Below are 16,342 nucleotides of genomic sequence, written 5' to 3' on the forward strand. Positions count from 1 at the left end.
GGGCGGTCCCGCATCCGGCGCCGTCCGGCCTCGCGCGTTCCCGCCCTCTCCGGGCTCCCCGCCTTCCCCAGGGTGCGGACCGGCTCCGCCGGCAGGAGTCTGGGGGCATGGACCACAGCACCCAGCATCCGCACATCGTCGTGCACTCCCCCGCGCTGGACGGTTCCCGGCGGGTCACCGAGGACGACGTGACCCTCGGACTCGCCTCGCACCTCGACGACGTCGTCGAGATCCTCCGGCTGGCCGACCTGGACCGCATCGAGGTCGAGGAGAGCGACCTCATTGAGTGGCAGGGCGGCGGACCGGACGAGTGGCCCGGCATGTCCGAGCACGGAGAGACCTGAGGCCGGCGGCCGCGGCCGCCCGGCGCCCGCCCCGCAGCAGCCCCACCCAACCCGCGCGCGTCCCCTGTCGCGTACCGCACGGGGCGTAGGGCGGCTACGCCATGCTCAAATCAAGCTCTGAACCGGGCCGGAACAGGCTTCGGCCCCTGGCCCCACCGGGCAGTCATCCGGCAGCGGGGCCCGCCGGCACGGGGGCGGCGGGCCCCGGTCCCACTGCCCGGCGCCGCCCGATGACCGGCCGTCAGCCCGGCCGTCAGCCCGGCCGTCAGTTCTGCGGACGCCCGAGGGGACGAGACCGCCACACGTGCCGGTCCACGGCGGACGCATCGGCGGACTCGCCCTCGCCACAGCCCTGGTCCGGCGCAGTCGGACGCGGAGGCCGGCGTGGCCGGCGCGCTCCGGGCGTGGGAGGGACGGCCCCGGACCCGGGCCAGGTGCGTGCAGGGCCTGTCGCCGGCGGTGCTCAGGCAGGAGAGGGGGCGCGACGACGCCGGAGGAGGACGAGCTGCTGGAGGTCGGCGTCGCGCCCGCCCGCCGAGCGTCCTGGTCGAGCCCTGCCGGAGTACGCCCCGCAAGCAGCCGACGGCCCGTCCCCCCGGAGCCGGGGGACGGGCCGTCCGTCGTGCGTCAGCCCCTCGGCGGCCGTGTCACCGGCCGTGAGGGTGCCGTGTCTCAGGCCTTCAGGGTCCTGATGGCCGTGGGCGCGTGCTGCGGCTCGGTGGCCAGCTCCTCGAACTCCACGACGTTGCCGATGTCGTTGGTGCCCGACATGGAGATGTTGGTGACGCGCTCCAGGATCGCCTCGACGACGACCGGGACCTGGAACTCGGCGGCCAGCTTCTTGGCCTCCTCGAAGGCGGCGCCCAGCTCGTTCGGGTCGGTCACCCGGATCGCCTTGCAGCCCAGGCCCTCGGCGACCTTGACGTGGTCGACGCCGTAGACGCCGAGTTCGGGCGAGTTGATGTTCTCGAACTCCAGCTTGACCTGGAAGTCCATGTCGAACCCGCGCTGCGCCTGGCGGATGAGGCCCAGGTAGGAGTTGTTCACCAGGACGTGCACGTAGGGGATCTTGTGCTGGGCGCCGACGGCCAGTTCCTCCAGCATGAACTGGAAGTCGTAGTCACCGGACAGGGCGACGACCGGGGACTCCGGGTCGGCCTTGGCGACGCCGAGGGCGGCCGGGACGGTCCAGCCGAGCGGTCCGGCCTGGCCGCAGTTGATCCAGTGCCGCGGCCGGTAGACGTGCAGCATCTGCGCGCCGGCGATCTGGGAGAGGCCGATGGTGGAGACGTAGCGCGTCTCCGGGCCGAAGGCCTTGTTCATCTCCTCGTACACACGCTGCGGCTTGATCGGGATGTCGTCGAAGTGCGTACGGCGCTGGAGCGTGGCCTTCTTCTCCTGCGCGGCGGCGGACCACGCGGAGCGGTCGGGCAGCCTGCCCGCCGCCTTCAGCTCCTCGGCCACCTCGACGAACAGCTCCAGCGCGGCCTTGGCGTCGGAGGCGATGCCGTAGTCGGGGGCGAAGATCTTGCCGATCTGGGTGGGCTCGACGTCGACGTGGACGAACTTGCGGCCGGCCGTGTAGACGTCCAGCTTGCCGGTGTGGCGGTTGGCCCAGCGGTTGCCGATGCCGAGGACGAAGTCCGACTCCAGGAAGGTCGCGTTGCCGTAGCGGTGCGAGGTCTGCAGGCCGACCATGCCGGCGTTCAGCTCGTGGTCGTCGGGCAGGATGCCCCAGCCCATCAGGGTCGGCACGACGGGGGTGCCGGTCAGCTCGGCGAACTCGACCAGGAGGTCGGCGGCGTCGGCGTTGATGATGCCGCCGCCGGCCACGATCAGCGGCCGCTCGGAGGCGTTGAGCAGCGTGATCGCCTTCTCGATCTGGGCGCGGGTGGCGGCCGGCTTGTAGACCGGCAGCGGCTCGTAGGTCTCCGGGTCGAACTCGATCTCCGTCATCTGGACGTCGATCGGCAGGTCGATCAGGACCGGGCCGGGGCGGCCGGAGCGCATCAGGTGGAAGGCCTGCTGGAAGACGCCGGGGACCTGCGCGGCCTCCAGGACGGTGACCGCCATCTTGGTCACCGGCTTGGCGATGGAGGCGATGTCGACGGCCTGGAAGTCCTCCTTGTGGATCACGGCGGTCGGGGCCTGGCCCGTGATGCACAGGATCGGGATGGAGTCGCCGATGGCCGAGTACAGGCCGGTGATCATGTCGGTGCCGGCCGGGCCCGAGGTGCCGATGCAGACGCCGATGTTGCCCGGGTGCGTGCGCGTGTAGCCCTCGGCCATGTGCGAGGCGCCCTCGACGTGGCGGGCGAGGGTGTGGCTGATGCCTCCGGAGGCCTTGAGCGCCGCGTAGAAGGGGTTGATCGCCGCGCCCGGCACACCGAACGCGTCGGTGACGCCCTCGCGCTTGAGGATCTCAACTGCCGCGCGGGCAGCGGTCATACGAGCCATCGAGTACTCCTGCTTCGGCTGTCTTCTGCTGTCTCGGCTGCCGGATTCGCACTCCGTCGCGCCCCGCGGTGAGCTTCTTCCGTACTTCCGTATAGCGGAAAGTAGTTTCTACGATCTGGAAGCAATGTAAAGCGGTGCTCGGAGGCCGTCAAGGGAGTCGGGCGGGGAAGGCCGCCGGAGGGCATGCGTGAGCGCCCGCCGGACGCATGCCGGGCGGGTCGAACAGAGGGAGTCGATGGAGGTGGGCCGACGGGGGCGAGGCCGCCGACAGGGGCGAGACCGCCGTCGGAGGCGAAGCCGCCGTCCGAGGCGAGGCCGCCGTCGGGAGCGAAGCCGCCGTCCGAGGCGAGGCCGCCGTCGGGAGCGAAGCCGCCGTCCGAGGCGAAACCGCCGTCGGGCGCGAAGCCGCCGTCCGAGGCGAGGCCGCCGTCGGGCGCGAAGCCGCCGTCGGAGGCGAAACCGCCGTCGGGCGCGGGGACCGCCTCGTGCGGCCGGCCGTGGCGGCTACGCCCGTACGGTGCCGTACGGGCTGCCCCGGTACGGCGGCGGCCGGGACGGACGGTCCGTCCCGGCCGGCGGGGGCGGCGCCCCGCGCCCGCTCATCCGTGACGCGGGTTCTTCGGCGGCGCTGGCGCGGTGGGGGCGCCGGTCACGGCGACGGCGCCGTCACCGCCGTGGCTTCGGCGCAGTTCGACCTTGCGCACCTTGCCGGACACGGTCATCGGGAAGGAGTCCAGGACGGACAGCCGGCTGGGGATCTTGTAGTGCGCCAGGCGGCCCGCGCAGAAGGCGCGGATCTCCTCCAGCGTGGGCGGGTCGGCCGCGTCGAGCGGGATCACGCAGGCCAGCACTTCCTCGCCGTACCGCGCGTGCGGCACCCCGACGACCTGCACGTCGCGGATCTTCGGGTGGCCGTGGAGGAACTCCTCGATCTCGCGCGGGTAGATGTTCTCGCCACCCCGGATGATCATGTCCTTGATGCGGCCGACGATCTCCACGTAACCGTCCTCGCGCAGCACGGCGAGGTCGCCGGTGTGCATCCAGCGGCCCGCGTCGACGGCCTCGGCGGTGCGCTCGGGTTCCTCCCAGTAGCCGAGCATCACGCTGTAGCCGCGGGTGCACAGCTCGCCCGCCGTGCCGCGCGGCAGGGTGACCCCGGTGGCCGGGTCGACGACCTTGACCTCCAGGTGCGGCAGGACCCGGCCGACGGTGGCCGTGCGGTGTTCGAGGTCGTCGTCCACGCGCGTCTGCAGGGACACCGGGGAGGTCTCGGTCATGCCGTAGCAGATGGAGACCTCGGCCATGTGCATCTCGGCGACCACCCGTTTCATCACCTCCACCGGGCAGGGGGAGCCCGCCATGATGCCGGTGCGCAGGGTGGAGAGGTCGTACGCGGCGAAGTCCGGGAGGTTGAGTTCGGCGATGAACATGGTCGGGACGCCGTACAGCGAGGTGCAGCGCTCCCGCCGGACGGCCTCCAGGGTGGCCTCCGGGTCGAAGGCGGGGGCCGGGATCACGACGCACGCGCCGTGCGAGGTGGCCGCGAGGTTGCCCATCACCATGCCGAAGCAGTGGTAGAAGGGCACGGGCACGCAGATGCGGTCCCGCTCGGTGTAGGCGACCGACTCCCCTACGAAGTAACCGTTGTTGAGGATGTTGTGGTGGGAGAGGGTGGCGCCCTTGGGGAAGCCGGTGGTGCCCGAGGTGTACTGGATGTTGATGGGGTCGTCGCAGGACAGTCCGGCGGCGCGCAGCCGCAGTTCGTCCGCGTGGCCTGGCGCCCCGCGCGCGATCAGCGCGTCCCAGGTCGGGTCGCCGATGTAGACGGTCTCGGCCAGGACCGGGCAGGCGCCCCGTACTTGTTCGACCATCGCCCGGTAGTCGCTGCTCTTGTGCCGCGGGGTGGCGAAGAGCAGGCGCACGCCCGCCTGCTTCAGGACGTACTCGACCTCGTGGGTGCGGTAGGCCGGGTTGATGTTGACCATGATCGCGCCGACGCGGGCGGTGGCGTACTGGACCAGTATCCACTCGGCGCAGTTGACGGCCCAGATGCCCACCCGGTCGCCCTTGGCGACGCCGGTCGCGAGCAGCGCGTACGCCAGCCGGTCGACGTCGGCGGCGAACTCGGCGTAGGTCCAGCGCCGCCCGGAAGGGACGTCGACGAGCACCTCGCGGTCGGGCCAGGCGGCGACGGCGCGGTCCAGGTTCGCGCCGATGGTGTCGCCGAGCAGGGGGGTGTCGCCGGTCCCGTGGGTGTACGACAGGGCGGAGGTCACCGGAAGTCCTCCTCGCGGTACTCGTGGTCGGAGCCCTGGGCGGTGGCCTCGCGCAGTTCGATGCGGCGGATCTTGCCGGACACGGTCTTGGGCAGGTCGCCGAACTCCAGGCGGCGCAGCCGCTTGTAGGGGGCGAGGACGCGGCGCGAGTGCTCGAAGAGCACCTCGGCGGTGCCGGGTCCCGGCTCCCAGCCCTCGGCGAGCACCACGTACGCCTTGGGCACGGCCAGGCGCAGCTCGTCCGGGGCGGGCACGACGGCCGCCTCGGCCACCGCCTCGTGCTCCAGCAGGGCGCTCTCCAGCTCGAACGGGCTGATCTTGTAGTCGGAGGCCTTGAAGACGTCGTCGGAGCGCCCGATGTACGTCAGGTAGCCGTCCGCGTCCCGGGAGGCGACGTCGCCGGTGCGGTAGTAGCCGCCGGCCATGGCCTCGGCGGTGCGGTCGGCGTCGCCGTGGTAGCCGGCCATCAGGCCGACGGGGCGCGCGGAGAGGTCGAGCGCGACCTCTCCCTCGTCGGCGCCCGGCGCTCCGGAGACCGGATCGAGCAGTTCGACGCGGAAGCCGGGGCTGGGCCGCCCCATGGAGCCCGTCTTCAGCACCTGGCCGGGGCTGTTGGAGACCTGAACGGCCGTCTCGGTCTGCCCGAACCCGTCGCGGACGGCGACTCCCCAGGCCCGCCGGACCTGCTCGATGACCTCGGGGTTGAGCGGCTCGCCCGCGGCGACGACCTCGCGGGGCGGGGTGTCCAGCAGGCTCAGGTCGGCCTGGATGAGCATGCGCCACACGGTGGGCGGGGCGCAGAACGTGGTGACGCCGGCCCGGTCCATCTCGGACATCAGCCGGGCGGCGTCGAAGCGCGTGTAGTTGTGGATGAAGACGGTCGCCTCGGCGTTCCACGGGGCGAACAGGTTGGACCAGGCGTGCTTGGCCCAGCCCGGCGAGGAGATGTTCAGGTGCACGTCGCCGGGTTTCAGGCCGATCCAGTACATGGTCGCCAGGTGCCCGATCGGGTACGAGGTGTGGGTGTGCTCGACCAGCTTGGGGCGGGCGGTGGTGCCCGAGGTGAAGTAGAGCATCAGCGGGTCGTCGGCGAGGGTGGGGCCGTCGGGCAGGAATTCCGCCGGGGCGGTGTAGACGTCCTCGTAGGGTTCCCAGCCCTCCTCGGGCACCCCGCCGACCGAGATGCGGGTGTAGGCGCCGGGCACGTCGGCGAACTTGGCGGTGTCCTCGGCGCGCACGATCACGTGCTTGACACGGCCGCGCTGCACGCGGTCGCGCAGGTCGGCGGGTCCGAGCAGCGGGGTGGCGGGGATGACGACCGCCCGCAGCTTCATCGCGGCGAGCGCCGTCTCCCACAGCTCGGCCTGGTTGCCGAGCATGACGAGGACGCGGTCCTCGGCGGCGACACCGCGCGCCCGCAGCCAGTTCGCGGCGCGGTCGGAGCGCTCGGACAGCTCGGCGAAGGAGAGGCGGACCTCGCTGCCGTCCTCCTCGACGATGTGCAGGGCGGTGCGGTCGTTGCCGTCGGCGATGACGTCGAACCAGTCCAGTGCCCAGTTGAAGTGCTCGGGGCGGGGCCACTGGAAGCCGGCGTAGGCCGTGGTGTAGTCCTCACGGTGTGCCAGCAGGAAGTCCCGTGCTCCGCGGAAGGTCTCCGTCGCCGTCGTCATCTGTCCTCCATGTGCGGTCCAGCATCCGGACCATTGCCGTGCGGCTCGGCTCCATCGTGTAATCCGTGATGCAGGTCTCACCACCCCCGAACGGGGGTGTGGTGGGCGCGGGAGGCGCGACGAAGGGGTGAGCGGGTGACGGCGGACGCGGCCGGGGCGGCGGAGATCCGGGGTGCGCTGGTGCGGCTGCGGCGTGCGACGGGACTTCCGGTCGCCTTCGGCGGGCTGGTCGAGCCCGGCCGGCCGCGGGTGCGGATCAGTGAGCTGACCGGTACGGCGACGCTCGCGCTCAGCGCGCTGGCGGTGACGTCCGGCTACGGGCTCGGCGGCCGGGCGGTGGCGCGGGCCCACCCGTGCGCGGTCACCGACTACTCGCTGTCCCGGCAGATCAGCCACGAGTACGACGCGGCGGTGGCCGCGGAGGGGCTGCGCTCGGTCCTCGCGGTGCCGGTCGTGGTACGGCGCCGAGTCCGGGGCGTGCTGTACGGCGCCCTGCGCACGGCCCAGCCGCTCGGTGACCGCACGCTGAGCGCGGCGGTGGGCGCGGCCCGGGACGTGGAGCAGGCGCTGCTGGTGCGGGAGGAGGCCCGCGAGCTGCTGGCCGCCGCCGCGCCCGAGGAGCCGGAGGGCGCGCGGTCCGGCCCGGCGTGGGAACAGGTGCGCGAGGCGCACGCGGCGCTGCGCGCCCTGGCCCCCCGGATCACCGACCCGGCCCTGCGCGCGGAGCTGCTCCAGGCCTGCGGCCTGCTGACCGTGGCGGCCGTCCCGGAGCCCGGCGTGCGCCTGGCCCCCCGCGAGGTGGACGTGCTCGCCTGCGTGGCGGCGGGGGCCACGAACGCGACCGCCGCCGCCCGGCTGGGCCTCGGGCCCGAGACGGTCAAGGGCTACCTCCGCTCGGCCATGCGCAAACTGGGCGCCCACACCCGCGGCGAGGCGGTCGCGGCGGCCCGCAGGGCGGGGGTGCTGCCGTAGCCGGCCGGGAGCGTCTGCGCACGGGGCCGCCGCTCGGCGGAGGGCTGGTGCGGGTGCGGCCCGGACGCCGTCGTCGAGGCGGGTCGCCCGGTGGTGGGAGTACCGTCGGTCGGGTGCTCGGGGTACCGTCGGAGGGCTGTGCGTGCGGGGCGTGTATTCGATCGGCTCGGCTTTGAATTCCGGCATGCACGGCTGCTGTTGTTTCCCTCACGACGCCGGCACACCGGAATTCAGGGGCACGTTGCCTAGAATTTGGCCCGGACACGACACACGAGGGGAGCGGTGACCGTGCTACGGGACTTCAAGGGCCCTGCGGGCTGCCGCTCCGAGCTGGTCATCGGCCGGGAGGAGCCGTCCGCGGCGGCGCGTGAGCAGCTCGGCCGCGGTGGCAGTGTGCTGCTGCACGGGCCGGCCGGAATAGGAAAGTCGACCGTGCTGCGGGCATTGGCGGCGGAATACGCTCCGGCGGCCCGCACCGTGTTGCGCTGTTCCGCCACCGAGTCCGAATCTCATCTGCCGTTCCTGGCCCTCGCCGACCTCTTCGGTCTGGTCCTTCAGGAGGTGGCCGGCGAGCTGCCCGCCGCCCAGCGCACCGCCCTGGAATCAGCGCTCACCGGACGCGGCGAGTCCACCCTCCAGCGCGACGGCCTCGCCCTGCGCCTGGCCGTCCTCTCCACGCTGCGCGTGCTCGCCGCCCGCGGGCCGGTCCTGATCGTCGCCGACGACCTCCAGTGGCTGGACCCGGCCAGCGCGGAACTGCTCGGCTTCGCCGCCCGCCGGCTGGGCGGCACCCCCGTGCGGATGCTGTGCGCCGTGCGCACCGAGGACGAGGACTACGGCCGTCATCTGCGCTCCCCCGCTCTCGGCTTCACCCGAGCGGGGGGACCCCCATGCCCGCCCGACACCCTCTCGGTGCGCCTCGGGCCGCTGACCCGCGCCCAGGTCTCGGCACTGCTCGACCACCGCGGCCACACCGGTCTGCCACGCTCCACGGTCCGCGAGATCCACCGCACCAGCGGCGGCAACCCGCTGTTCGCGCTGGAGCTCGGCCGGGCGCTGGCCGAGAGCACCGCCCGGCCCCGGCCGGGCGAGCCGCTGCCCGTGCCGACGTCGCTGCGCGCCCTGGTGCTCAGCCGCCTGGAGATGCTGTCCGAGGAGGCCCGCCGCACCCTCCTGGTGGCCAGCGCCGGTGCCCGTCCCACCCCGGCGCTGCTGCACGCGGCCGGCCGGGAGAACGCCGAGGCCGAGTGCGCCCAGGCGGCGGGCCTCGGGCTGCTGGCGACCGAACCGGAGGGCCCCGCCGTACGGTTCGCGCACCCGCTCATCTCGGCCGCGCTGTACGCCGAGGCGCCCGCCCGGGAGCGGCGCGCCGTCCACGCGGCCCTGTCCACCGCCGCCTCCGACCCCATCGAACGCGCCCGCCACCTGGCCCTGGCCACCACCGGCACCGACCCTGAGGTGGCCGCCCGGCTGGCCGAGGCCGCCGCCCTGGCCCGGGACCGGGGAGCGCCGTCGGTTGCCGCCTCGCTCGGGCTGCTCGCCGCCCGGCACACCCCGGCGGACGGCGAACCGGGCCCCGACGAGCGGCGGTTGCTGGCCGCCGAGGACGCCATCACGGCCGGCGAGGTGGACCTCGCCCGGGACATCGCCCGCGACGTGCTGACCCGGGCGGCCCTGCCCGCCCAGCGGGTGCGGGCGTGGATGGTGGTGGTCGAGGCCGCCGGGCAGGCCCTCGGGGACGTGGACGCGGTCTTCCCGCAGGCGCTGGCCGACGCGGGCGACGACCCCGGCCTGCTCGCCCAGGTCCACTACCAGCTGGCCTGGCGCGCACTGGTCGTCGAGGGCGACTTCGGCGAGGCCCGCCAGGAGGCCGCGCACGCCGCCGAACTGGCCGCGCGCGGCCGGGACCGGCGTACCGAGCTGATGGCGCTGGCGTTCCGGGCCTCCACCGAGACCCTGATGGGCCACCCCGACGCGCCGACGACGATCAAGCGCGCGATGAAGGAGCCCCAGGACCCCTACGTCGCCTGCCACCACAACGGCGTCGGCGCGGCCCGTTACCGCTGGCTGCTGATGAGCGACCAGCTCGGCGAGGCACGCGCGACCATCACCGCGCTGCTGCGCGAGGTGCGACGGCGCGGCATGGTCGAGAGCGAGGTGCACTACCTGCGGCTGCTCGCCGAGACCGAACTGCGCGCCGGGCACTGCGGACGGGCCCTGGACCTGGCCCGCGAGAGCCTGCGGCTGGCCCGGGACACCGGCATCGGCGAGGGCGCCTCGGCCATGCTGGCCTGCTTCGCGGAGGCCTCCGGCGGGGACACCGAACGGGCGCTGGCACTGGCCCGCGAGGCGGTCCGGCTCGCCGAGGAGGACGGCGACCAGATGTACCTCTCGCGGGCCCTGGCCGCCCTCGGATACGCGCAGTTCGTGTCCGGGGACGCGCGGGCCACCGTGGGGACGCTGCGCCGGGTGCGGGAGCTGGAGCTGGGTCTCGGCATCACGGACCCGGCGCGCGGCCGCTGGCACGGCGACCTGGCGGAGGCGCTGGTGCTCGTCGGCGAGCCGGGTGAGGCGCAGCAGGTCATCGACACGGCCCGCGAGCACGCGCTGCGGCTGGGCCGCGAGAGCGTGCTGGCCGTCCTGGACCGGTCCGAGGCGCTGGTGCGGGCGGCCCACGACGACACGGAGGCCGCCGTCGCCCGGCTGACGTCCGCGCAGGACCGGCTGGCGAAGCTCGGCAACGGCCTGGAGGAGGCGCGGGCCGCCTTCGCGCTGGCCCGGCTGCGCACCCGGCGCCCCGGCCCGACGTCGTACGACGAGGCGGCCCGGCTCTTCAGGCGGTGCAGGGCGCTGCCGTGGCTGCGCCGCGTGGACGCCGCCACCGTCGCCCGTCCGGCCCAGCCGGAGCCGGAGGTGGCCCCGGCGGCGCTGGACGGGCTGGCGGCGATGGAGCGTCAGGTCGCCGCGCTCGTCATGGAGGGCGCCACCAACCGGGAGATCGCCGGGCGGCTGTTCGTCAGCGTCAAGACAGTGGAGGCGACGCTGACCCGGGTCTACCGCAAGCTGGGGATCCGCTCGCGCGTCGACATCGTCCGATTGGCGGCCGGCCGGCGCGCGAAGTGAGCGCGGCCCGGGTTGACTGACCGGGTGGATCTCAGCGCGGGTGGCTGCCGTGGCCAGTGCGTCGCGTACCGACCGGGGACGACCGCCCCGGTCGCCACCGCCCGGCCCCGCCACAGCGTTTCCCCGGCCGCGGCACCGGGGGGCACCGAGGGTTTTCCCTGTGCGAGTGCGCTAGGGGGTTCCCTCATTGGGGGCGGGCGGGGTGGGTCCTAGCGTGAGGGACGTGCCGCTCGCCCGGGCACGTGGGAGTCCGAGCACCGGGTCCCGTACCGCCCCGCTCAGCTCCCTGCCCGCGCGATCCCCCACCGGCCGGCCCACGAGGAGACGCATGTTCGGCCTCACCCGCGCCAGATTCGGCAGACGCGGACGGACCGCCGCCGCGCTGTCGGCCGGCGCCGTGACCGCGCTGCTCACCGCGCCCTGCGCGGCAGCCGCCGCCCAACCCGGCGCCGGCGTACCGGAGTCCGTGGTCGGCGGTACCCCGACCACGACGCACGCGTACCCCTTCGTCGTCCAGCTCACGGACGCCGACGGCAAGCAGTTCTGCGGCGGTACGCTCGTGGCGGCCGGCAAGGTCGTCACCGCGGCGCACTGCGTGTCCGGGGAGAGCGCGGACGGCCTGCGGGCGGTCGGGGGCCGCACCTACCTCGACGGCACCGACGGCACGGTCAGCAAGGTCAGCGGCATCTGGATCGCGCCGGGCTACTCGGACGCCGCGAGCGGCGACGACGTGGCCGTCCTGACGCTGGCGACCGCCATGCCGTACGCCCCGGCGAAGTTCGTCTCGCCCGCCGACACCGGTGTGTACAAGGCCGGGACCGCCGCCCGCGTCCTCGGCTGGGGCACCACCGCCGAGAGCGGCAGCCCGTCCGACCAGTTGCGGACCGCGACCGTGCCGGTGGTGTCCGACACCGGCTGCGCGAGCGCCTACGGCTCCGACTTCGTCGCGAGCGACATGATCTGCGCCGGATACCCGTCCGGCGGCACAGACACCTGCCAGGGCGACAGCGGCGGTCCCCTGCTAGTCGGGGGCGTCCTGGCAGGGATCACTTCCTGGGGGGACGGCTGCGCGCAAGCGGGCCGTCCGGGTGTGTACACGAGGCTGACCACCTTCTCCGACCTGGTCACGGCACAGGTCGGCTCCTGAGGTCCGCCGGGGAAAACCCCGGGCACGTGCCAGGGGGCGTTGCGAGCCACCACGAGCGGCCCGCAACGCCCCCTCTCCATCCGGCTCGCCGCGACGCTACTTGTCGGCGGTGAGCCGGCCGGCCGCGCCCCAGCTGTCGGCGGGCACCTCGTGGATCCACACCTGCACGGTCTCGGCCGGGATGTGGTACGCGTCGACGAAGGCGTCGGTGACGCTTGACCAGGTCGCGCTTGAGTTCGGTGTCGCGCGGACCCTGCTGGACGGTGACGATCGGCATGGCTGACTCCCTTGGTCCCGGCGGCGTTTCGCGGCCCCCACCGCGCGCCGCTGTGCTGGATCCAGTCCATCGCCTCGGGCTCCGGTGACCAAGGGCCGGCCCGCGGGGCCGGACGGCTCCGTCCGGGGTACCGGGGTGCCGGCGGCCTCAGGCGCGGGTGACGGCTCCGAACCGGACACCGTACGGCGTTTCGGGGTGCGGCGCCCGGCATCCGCTGCGCCTCCTCGGTCACCTCCCGCCGCCGGGCCCGGCCGTCCGCGTCGGGCGCCGCGGTCAGTCGACCCTCACGTCCACGTCCGACTCGGCGAACACCGAGACCACCGCGTCCGTGTACGCGCTCCCCAGTGCCTCGCGCGAGACGGCGGCGTCGTGCCACAGCACGCCGAGGGGGCGGTCGCTGTCCCTGCGCATGGACCGCAGGCAGTCGTGCAGCGCGTCCAGGTTGGACCCGAAGTAGCCGCCCGGCCCGTTCACCGCTTCCCCGAGGGCGCAGTAGAAGGAGTCCCTGGTGGTGACGGTGGAGCCGTCGATCACGGCTGTTTCGGCGGTTCCGTACCGGGTCGCGCGCCGGCCGGCGGTGAACCACGCGGTCTGCACCACGTGCAGCCAGCTCTCGTGCGCCTCGGACGGGCAGCGGGTCCACTCGCCGGGCTCGGCCGGGCCGCCGTCGGCCCACCTCGGCCAGATCCGCCCCGCCTCGGGGTACTCACAGGTGTGGCCGTGGAAGGTCCAGTCGGCGTCGGGCCGCTCGCCCGCGCCTGCGGACGGACCGGGCGCCGCGGCCGACGCCCGGCCGATGTGGTACGCGCCGACCGTGCCGCCGTCACGGCCGACCACTTCCAGTCGCGCGTTCTCGGTCCTGCGCCGCGCCGGGTCGCACCGGTGCGTCCGCAGGAAGGTGACCGCCGGCGGCGGCTCCTCCTCGGGGTCCACGAAGAATCCCCGGATGTCCTCCGCGGCGACGAGCACGTGCCGCGACTCGGCGTCGACGAGCCGGTACAGGACGCCTTGCGGCGGGGTGGAGCTCATGTGCGTGAAACCGATCCGTCCAGGGGAGCCGACCTGTCGCGGGCCGTGCGGCGCCCCCGCGTGCCGAAGCCGGGCGGACGGGGGCCGATACGACCGATCCCGAGCCTACCCGGCTTCGACCAGCGGGCTTTTCAGCCCCTGTGGCTCACTTCTTGGTCCACCCCCAGTCGGGGAAGTGCGGCGCGGTGAACCGCTGGATCTTCTTGTAGTGGGTCGAGGTCCACCCGATGATCTCGGTTCCGTTGGGGAGCGTCTTCACCAGGATGCGCTCGTTGTCCCCCGCGCCCGGGACCCGGTACTCCTTGGCACCCGCCCACTTCGGCCACTCATGCCCGAGGTAGGTGTCGTGCGAGACCAGATCACCCCGCTTGTAGGCGTCGTAGGCGTCCGCGATCTCGTTGCTCATGCCCTTGGGCAGTTTGTCCGAAAGGCGGCCGTTGGGGCACCGGTTGTTGTGGACGAGGACCGGCGTGCTGCCCGCCAGCACGTAGTAGGTGTGCAGGCCGGCGACCGTCAGGTTGTGGACGCGCTGGTCCTCCTCGACGTGCGTCCGCGCCGCGGTGACCGGGGCGGACGCACCGGCCGGCGTGGTCAGCGCCATGCCCGGCCGCAGATCGCCCGCGTCGCGCCAGGTCCGGTCGGCGCCGCCCACCCAGAACGGGTGTCCGGCGGTGGCGGTCAGCGAGCCGGTCCGGCCCGTGCCCGGTGCCGCGACGCCGATGTCGACCAGCTTCTTGCTGCCCTGGCCGACGATGAGGGCCTGGACGGGTTCGTCCAGGGTGCGCCCGGTCAGCGGGTCGGTGGCCACCACCCGGTCGCCGACGCGGACGTCCTCGATGGGCTTGGTCCGGCGGCCGGCCATCAGGACGCGGGTGCCCGGCACGAAGCTGTTCTTCGCGCACGGCACCTTCTTGAGCAGCTTGAGCTTCAGGGCGCTCAGGGCGAGGTCCTTCAGGCACGAGGAGTCGAACTTGTCGAAGCACTTCTCGATCTCGTCCAGGCCCACGTACCAGGAGATCAGCCGGTCCAGATAGGTGCTGGTGATGCAGCTCATGCCACCGGCACCGTCGCCCGCGCAGACCAGCTGCGTGTCGCCCGGCTTGATGTCGCCGTTGAACGCGTGCTCCCGACGGAACTCGAACATCCGCTTCTCGAGGGTCTTCCTCATCTCCGTGTCCGAGAGCGGCTTGCTCGGGTCCTTGGACTCCTCCTGGACCTGCGCCTTCAGCTCCGCCACGAGCTTGTCCGCGGCGATCTTCATCGCATCCGACGAGGCCTTGGCCGCCGCGGCGGCGTCCTTGCCCGCGGCTTCCGCCGAGACCCCGGCCTGATAGGCGGAGATGCTCGCCTGGTAGGCGTAGCCACCTGCGACGGTCGCGGAGTGCTCCGCCTGCTGGGCGGAGTGGGCGGCCGACTGGGCGTCCTTCTGGGCCGAGGCCGCCGCGTTCCTGGCGGTCTTCGCGGACTCGGCGGCGCGGTCGGCGGAGGCCGCCGCGTCGTCGGCCGACTTGTCGGCCTGCCGGGAGTAGTCGGAGGCCTGCTCGGCGGACTTCTTCGCCTTGTCGGCCCACTCCACCGCCTTGGTGGCGTCCTTGCGGGCGAGAGCGGCCACGCGCTGCGCCTCGGCGGCGTCCTCGTGGGCGAGCGCGGCCGACTTGTAGGCGGCGCTCAGCAGCGTGTTGATCTCCGCGATGTGGGACGCGGCGTTGGCGTCGCGCTGCTTCGCCCGGTACAGGCCCACCTGGAGGAAGGACCGCAGCCCGGCCGGCGGCCCGGACAGCGCCGCCTGCGCGGCGGCCTGGACCTCCGGCCCGCCGGTCGCCAGCGCCTCGGAGACGGCGACCCGGTCGTCGTCCTCACGCGCCTTGTACTGGCCGGTCTCCAGGAACTCCTGGAGATCGGCGGCGGTGCCGTCCAGCGCCTTGCTGCCGGCGGCCTTCACCCCCGGCCCGCCCTGGGCCATGACCTGCCCCACGGCGATCCGGTCGTCGTCCTCCTTGCCCGGGTAGGCGCGGGTGCGCAGCCACTCCCGCACCTGGTCGACCGGCTTGTCCAGCACGTCCAGCGCGGCCTGCCGCTGCGCCGGCTTGTCGCTGGTCTCGGCGATGTGCGCCACGCTCGCCCGGTCGTCCTGCTCCAGGGCGGTGTTCAGCCCGGTGCGCACGAACTCGGCCACGTCCGCGTCCGTGCCCACCAGCGCGGTCTCGGCCGCGTCCTCGACCCAGCTGCCGCCGTTGCCCAGCAGGTTGACCGCGGCCTGCCGGCCCTTGACGGCCGTGACCTGCGGATCGGTGGAGGCGGCGGCGTCCTGCACGAGCTGCCGGGTCTCGGCGTCCAGTTTCTGGACCCGGCCCGCCTCCCACTCGGCCTGGGCGACCTGCGCCTCGTGCTCCTGGTTCGCCTCCTGGGCGGCGAGGACGTCCTCGTCCTGCTGCTCGGCCAGCCGCTCGGCGTCCGCCTTGCGGGCCAGGTCGGCCACGGTCGCCGCCTGGTCGGCCGCGGTCTGCGCGTCGTCGGCGGCCTTGCTCGCCTCGTTCGCCGCCTGCGTCGAGGCGTTGGCGGCGTCCACCGCCTTGCCCGCCTCGTCGGCGGCCTTGTCCGCGGCCGTCGCGGCGGCCTCGGCGTGCGCGGCGGCGGCGTTGGCCGCATCGCGCGACTGCCGTGCCGCCGTCGCGGCCTGGTTGGCGTTGGCCTGCGCGGCACCCGCCGCCCGGGTGGCCTGGTCGGCCAGCCGCTTGGCCCGCGCCGCCGCCTGCTGCGCCTCGGTGCTCTTGGAACCGGCCTCACCGGCCCAACGGCCCGCGTCCGCAGCCGCCGCGGCGGCTGCCGCCGCGTTCGCACCGGCCGACGCGGCGGCACCGGCCGCCTTCGCCGCGTTGTCGGCGGCGATGCCCGCCTGGTCGGCGGCGTCCGCCGCCTTCTTCGCACCCGAAGCGGCCTTGCGCGCGTTCTCCGCCGCCTCGCGGGCCTGCTTCGCCCGGTTGGCGTCACCGGCCGCCGCGGCGGCGGCCGAGCGCGCAGAGGACGCCGCACTGCCCGCACGGGAG

The 16,342-nt window shown here is 73.9% G+C and carries 10 protein-coding genes; 4 read left to right on the forward strand and 6 right to left on the reverse strand.

What is annotated here, in order from left to right:
- The first annotated feature begins 107 nt into the window (after positions 1-107).
- Complete coding sequence (locus tag ACFC02_RS37050; RefSeq protein WP_376366693.1) at positions 108-344, forward strand: hypothetical protein; 237 nt, start codon at positions 108-110, stop codon at positions 342-344.
- A gap of 672 nt (positions 345-1,016) precedes the next feature.
- Here ACFC02_RS37050 and gcl read toward each other — a convergent pair.
- The 3 genes from gcl to ACFC02_RS37065 form a co-directional block, all read right to left on the reverse strand.
- Positions 1,017-2,801, reverse strand: a complete 1,785-nt coding sequence (gene gcl, locus ACFC02_RS37055; RefSeq protein WP_376366694.1) for a glyoxylate carboligase — start codon at positions 2,799-2,801, stop codon at positions 1,017-1,019.
- Between the two features lie 599 nt (positions 2,802-3,400).
- Complete coding sequence (locus ACFC02_RS37060) at positions 3,401-5,077, reverse strand: AMP-binding protein (RefSeq protein WP_376366695.1); 1,677 nt, start codon at positions 5,075-5,077, stop codon at positions 3,401-3,403.
- Positions 5,074-6,747, reverse strand: a complete 1,674-nt coding sequence (locus ACFC02_RS37065; RefSeq protein ID WP_376366696.1) for an AMP-binding protein — start codon at positions 6,745-6,747, stop codon at positions 5,074-5,076. Before ACFC02_RS37065 ends, ACFC02_RS37060 begins: the two co-directional genes overlap by 4 nt.
- A 135-nt stretch (positions 6,748-6,882) precedes the next feature.
- On the opposite strand from ACFC02_RS37065, the gene ACFC02_RS37070 reads away from it, so the two are divergent.
- From ACFC02_RS37070 to ACFC02_RS37080, 3 genes are all read left to right on the forward strand, one after another.
- Positions 6,883-7,719, forward strand: coding sequence for a LuxR C-terminal-related transcriptional regulator (locus tag ACFC02_RS37070; protein ID WP_376366697.1), 837 nt, complete (start codon positions 6,883-6,885; stop codon positions 7,717-7,719).
- 282 nt (positions 7,720-8,001) lie between these two features.
- Positions 8,002-10,842: an AAA family ATPase gene (locus tag ACFC02_RS37075; RefSeq protein WP_376366698.1), complete on the forward strand. Its 2,841-nt coding sequence runs from the start codon at positions 8,002-8,004 to the stop codon at positions 10,840-10,842.
- A gap of 328 nt (positions 10,843-11,170) precedes the next feature.
- Positions 11,171-11,989 carry a trypsin-like serine protease gene (locus ACFC02_RS37080; RefSeq protein ID WP_376366699.1) on the forward strand — a complete coding sequence of 273 codons (819 nt, stop codon included), beginning with the start codon at positions 11,171-11,173 and terminating at the stop codon, positions 11,987-11,989.
- A gap of 96 nt (positions 11,990-12,085) precedes the next feature.
- Here ACFC02_RS37080 and ACFC02_RS37085 read toward each other — a convergent pair whose 3' ends face one another.
- The 3 genes from ACFC02_RS37085 to ACFC02_RS37095 form a co-directional block, all read right to left on the reverse strand.
- Positions 12,086-12,445, reverse strand: a complete 360-nt coding sequence (locus ACFC02_RS37085; RefSeq protein WP_376366700.1) for a 4-oxalocrotonate tautomerase family protein — start codon at positions 12,443-12,445, stop codon at positions 12,086-12,088.
- Positions 12,446-12,539: 94 nt separating this feature from the next.
- Complete coding sequence (locus ACFC02_RS37090) at positions 12,540-13,295, reverse strand: barstar family protein (protein ID WP_376366701.1); 756 nt, start codon at positions 13,293-13,295, stop codon at positions 12,540-12,542.
- 145 nt (positions 13,296-13,440) lie between these two features.
- Positions 13,441-16,342, reverse strand: a 2,902-nt coding sequence (locus ACFC02_RS37095; RefSeq protein ID WP_376366702.1) for a polymorphic toxin-type HINT domain-containing protein, incomplete at its 5' end; no start/stop codon positions are given.

This window comes from Streptomyces sp. NPDC056160 (assembly GCF_042268205.1).
GTDB lineage: Bacteria > Actinomycetota > Actinomycetes > Streptomycetales > Streptomycetaceae > Streptomyces.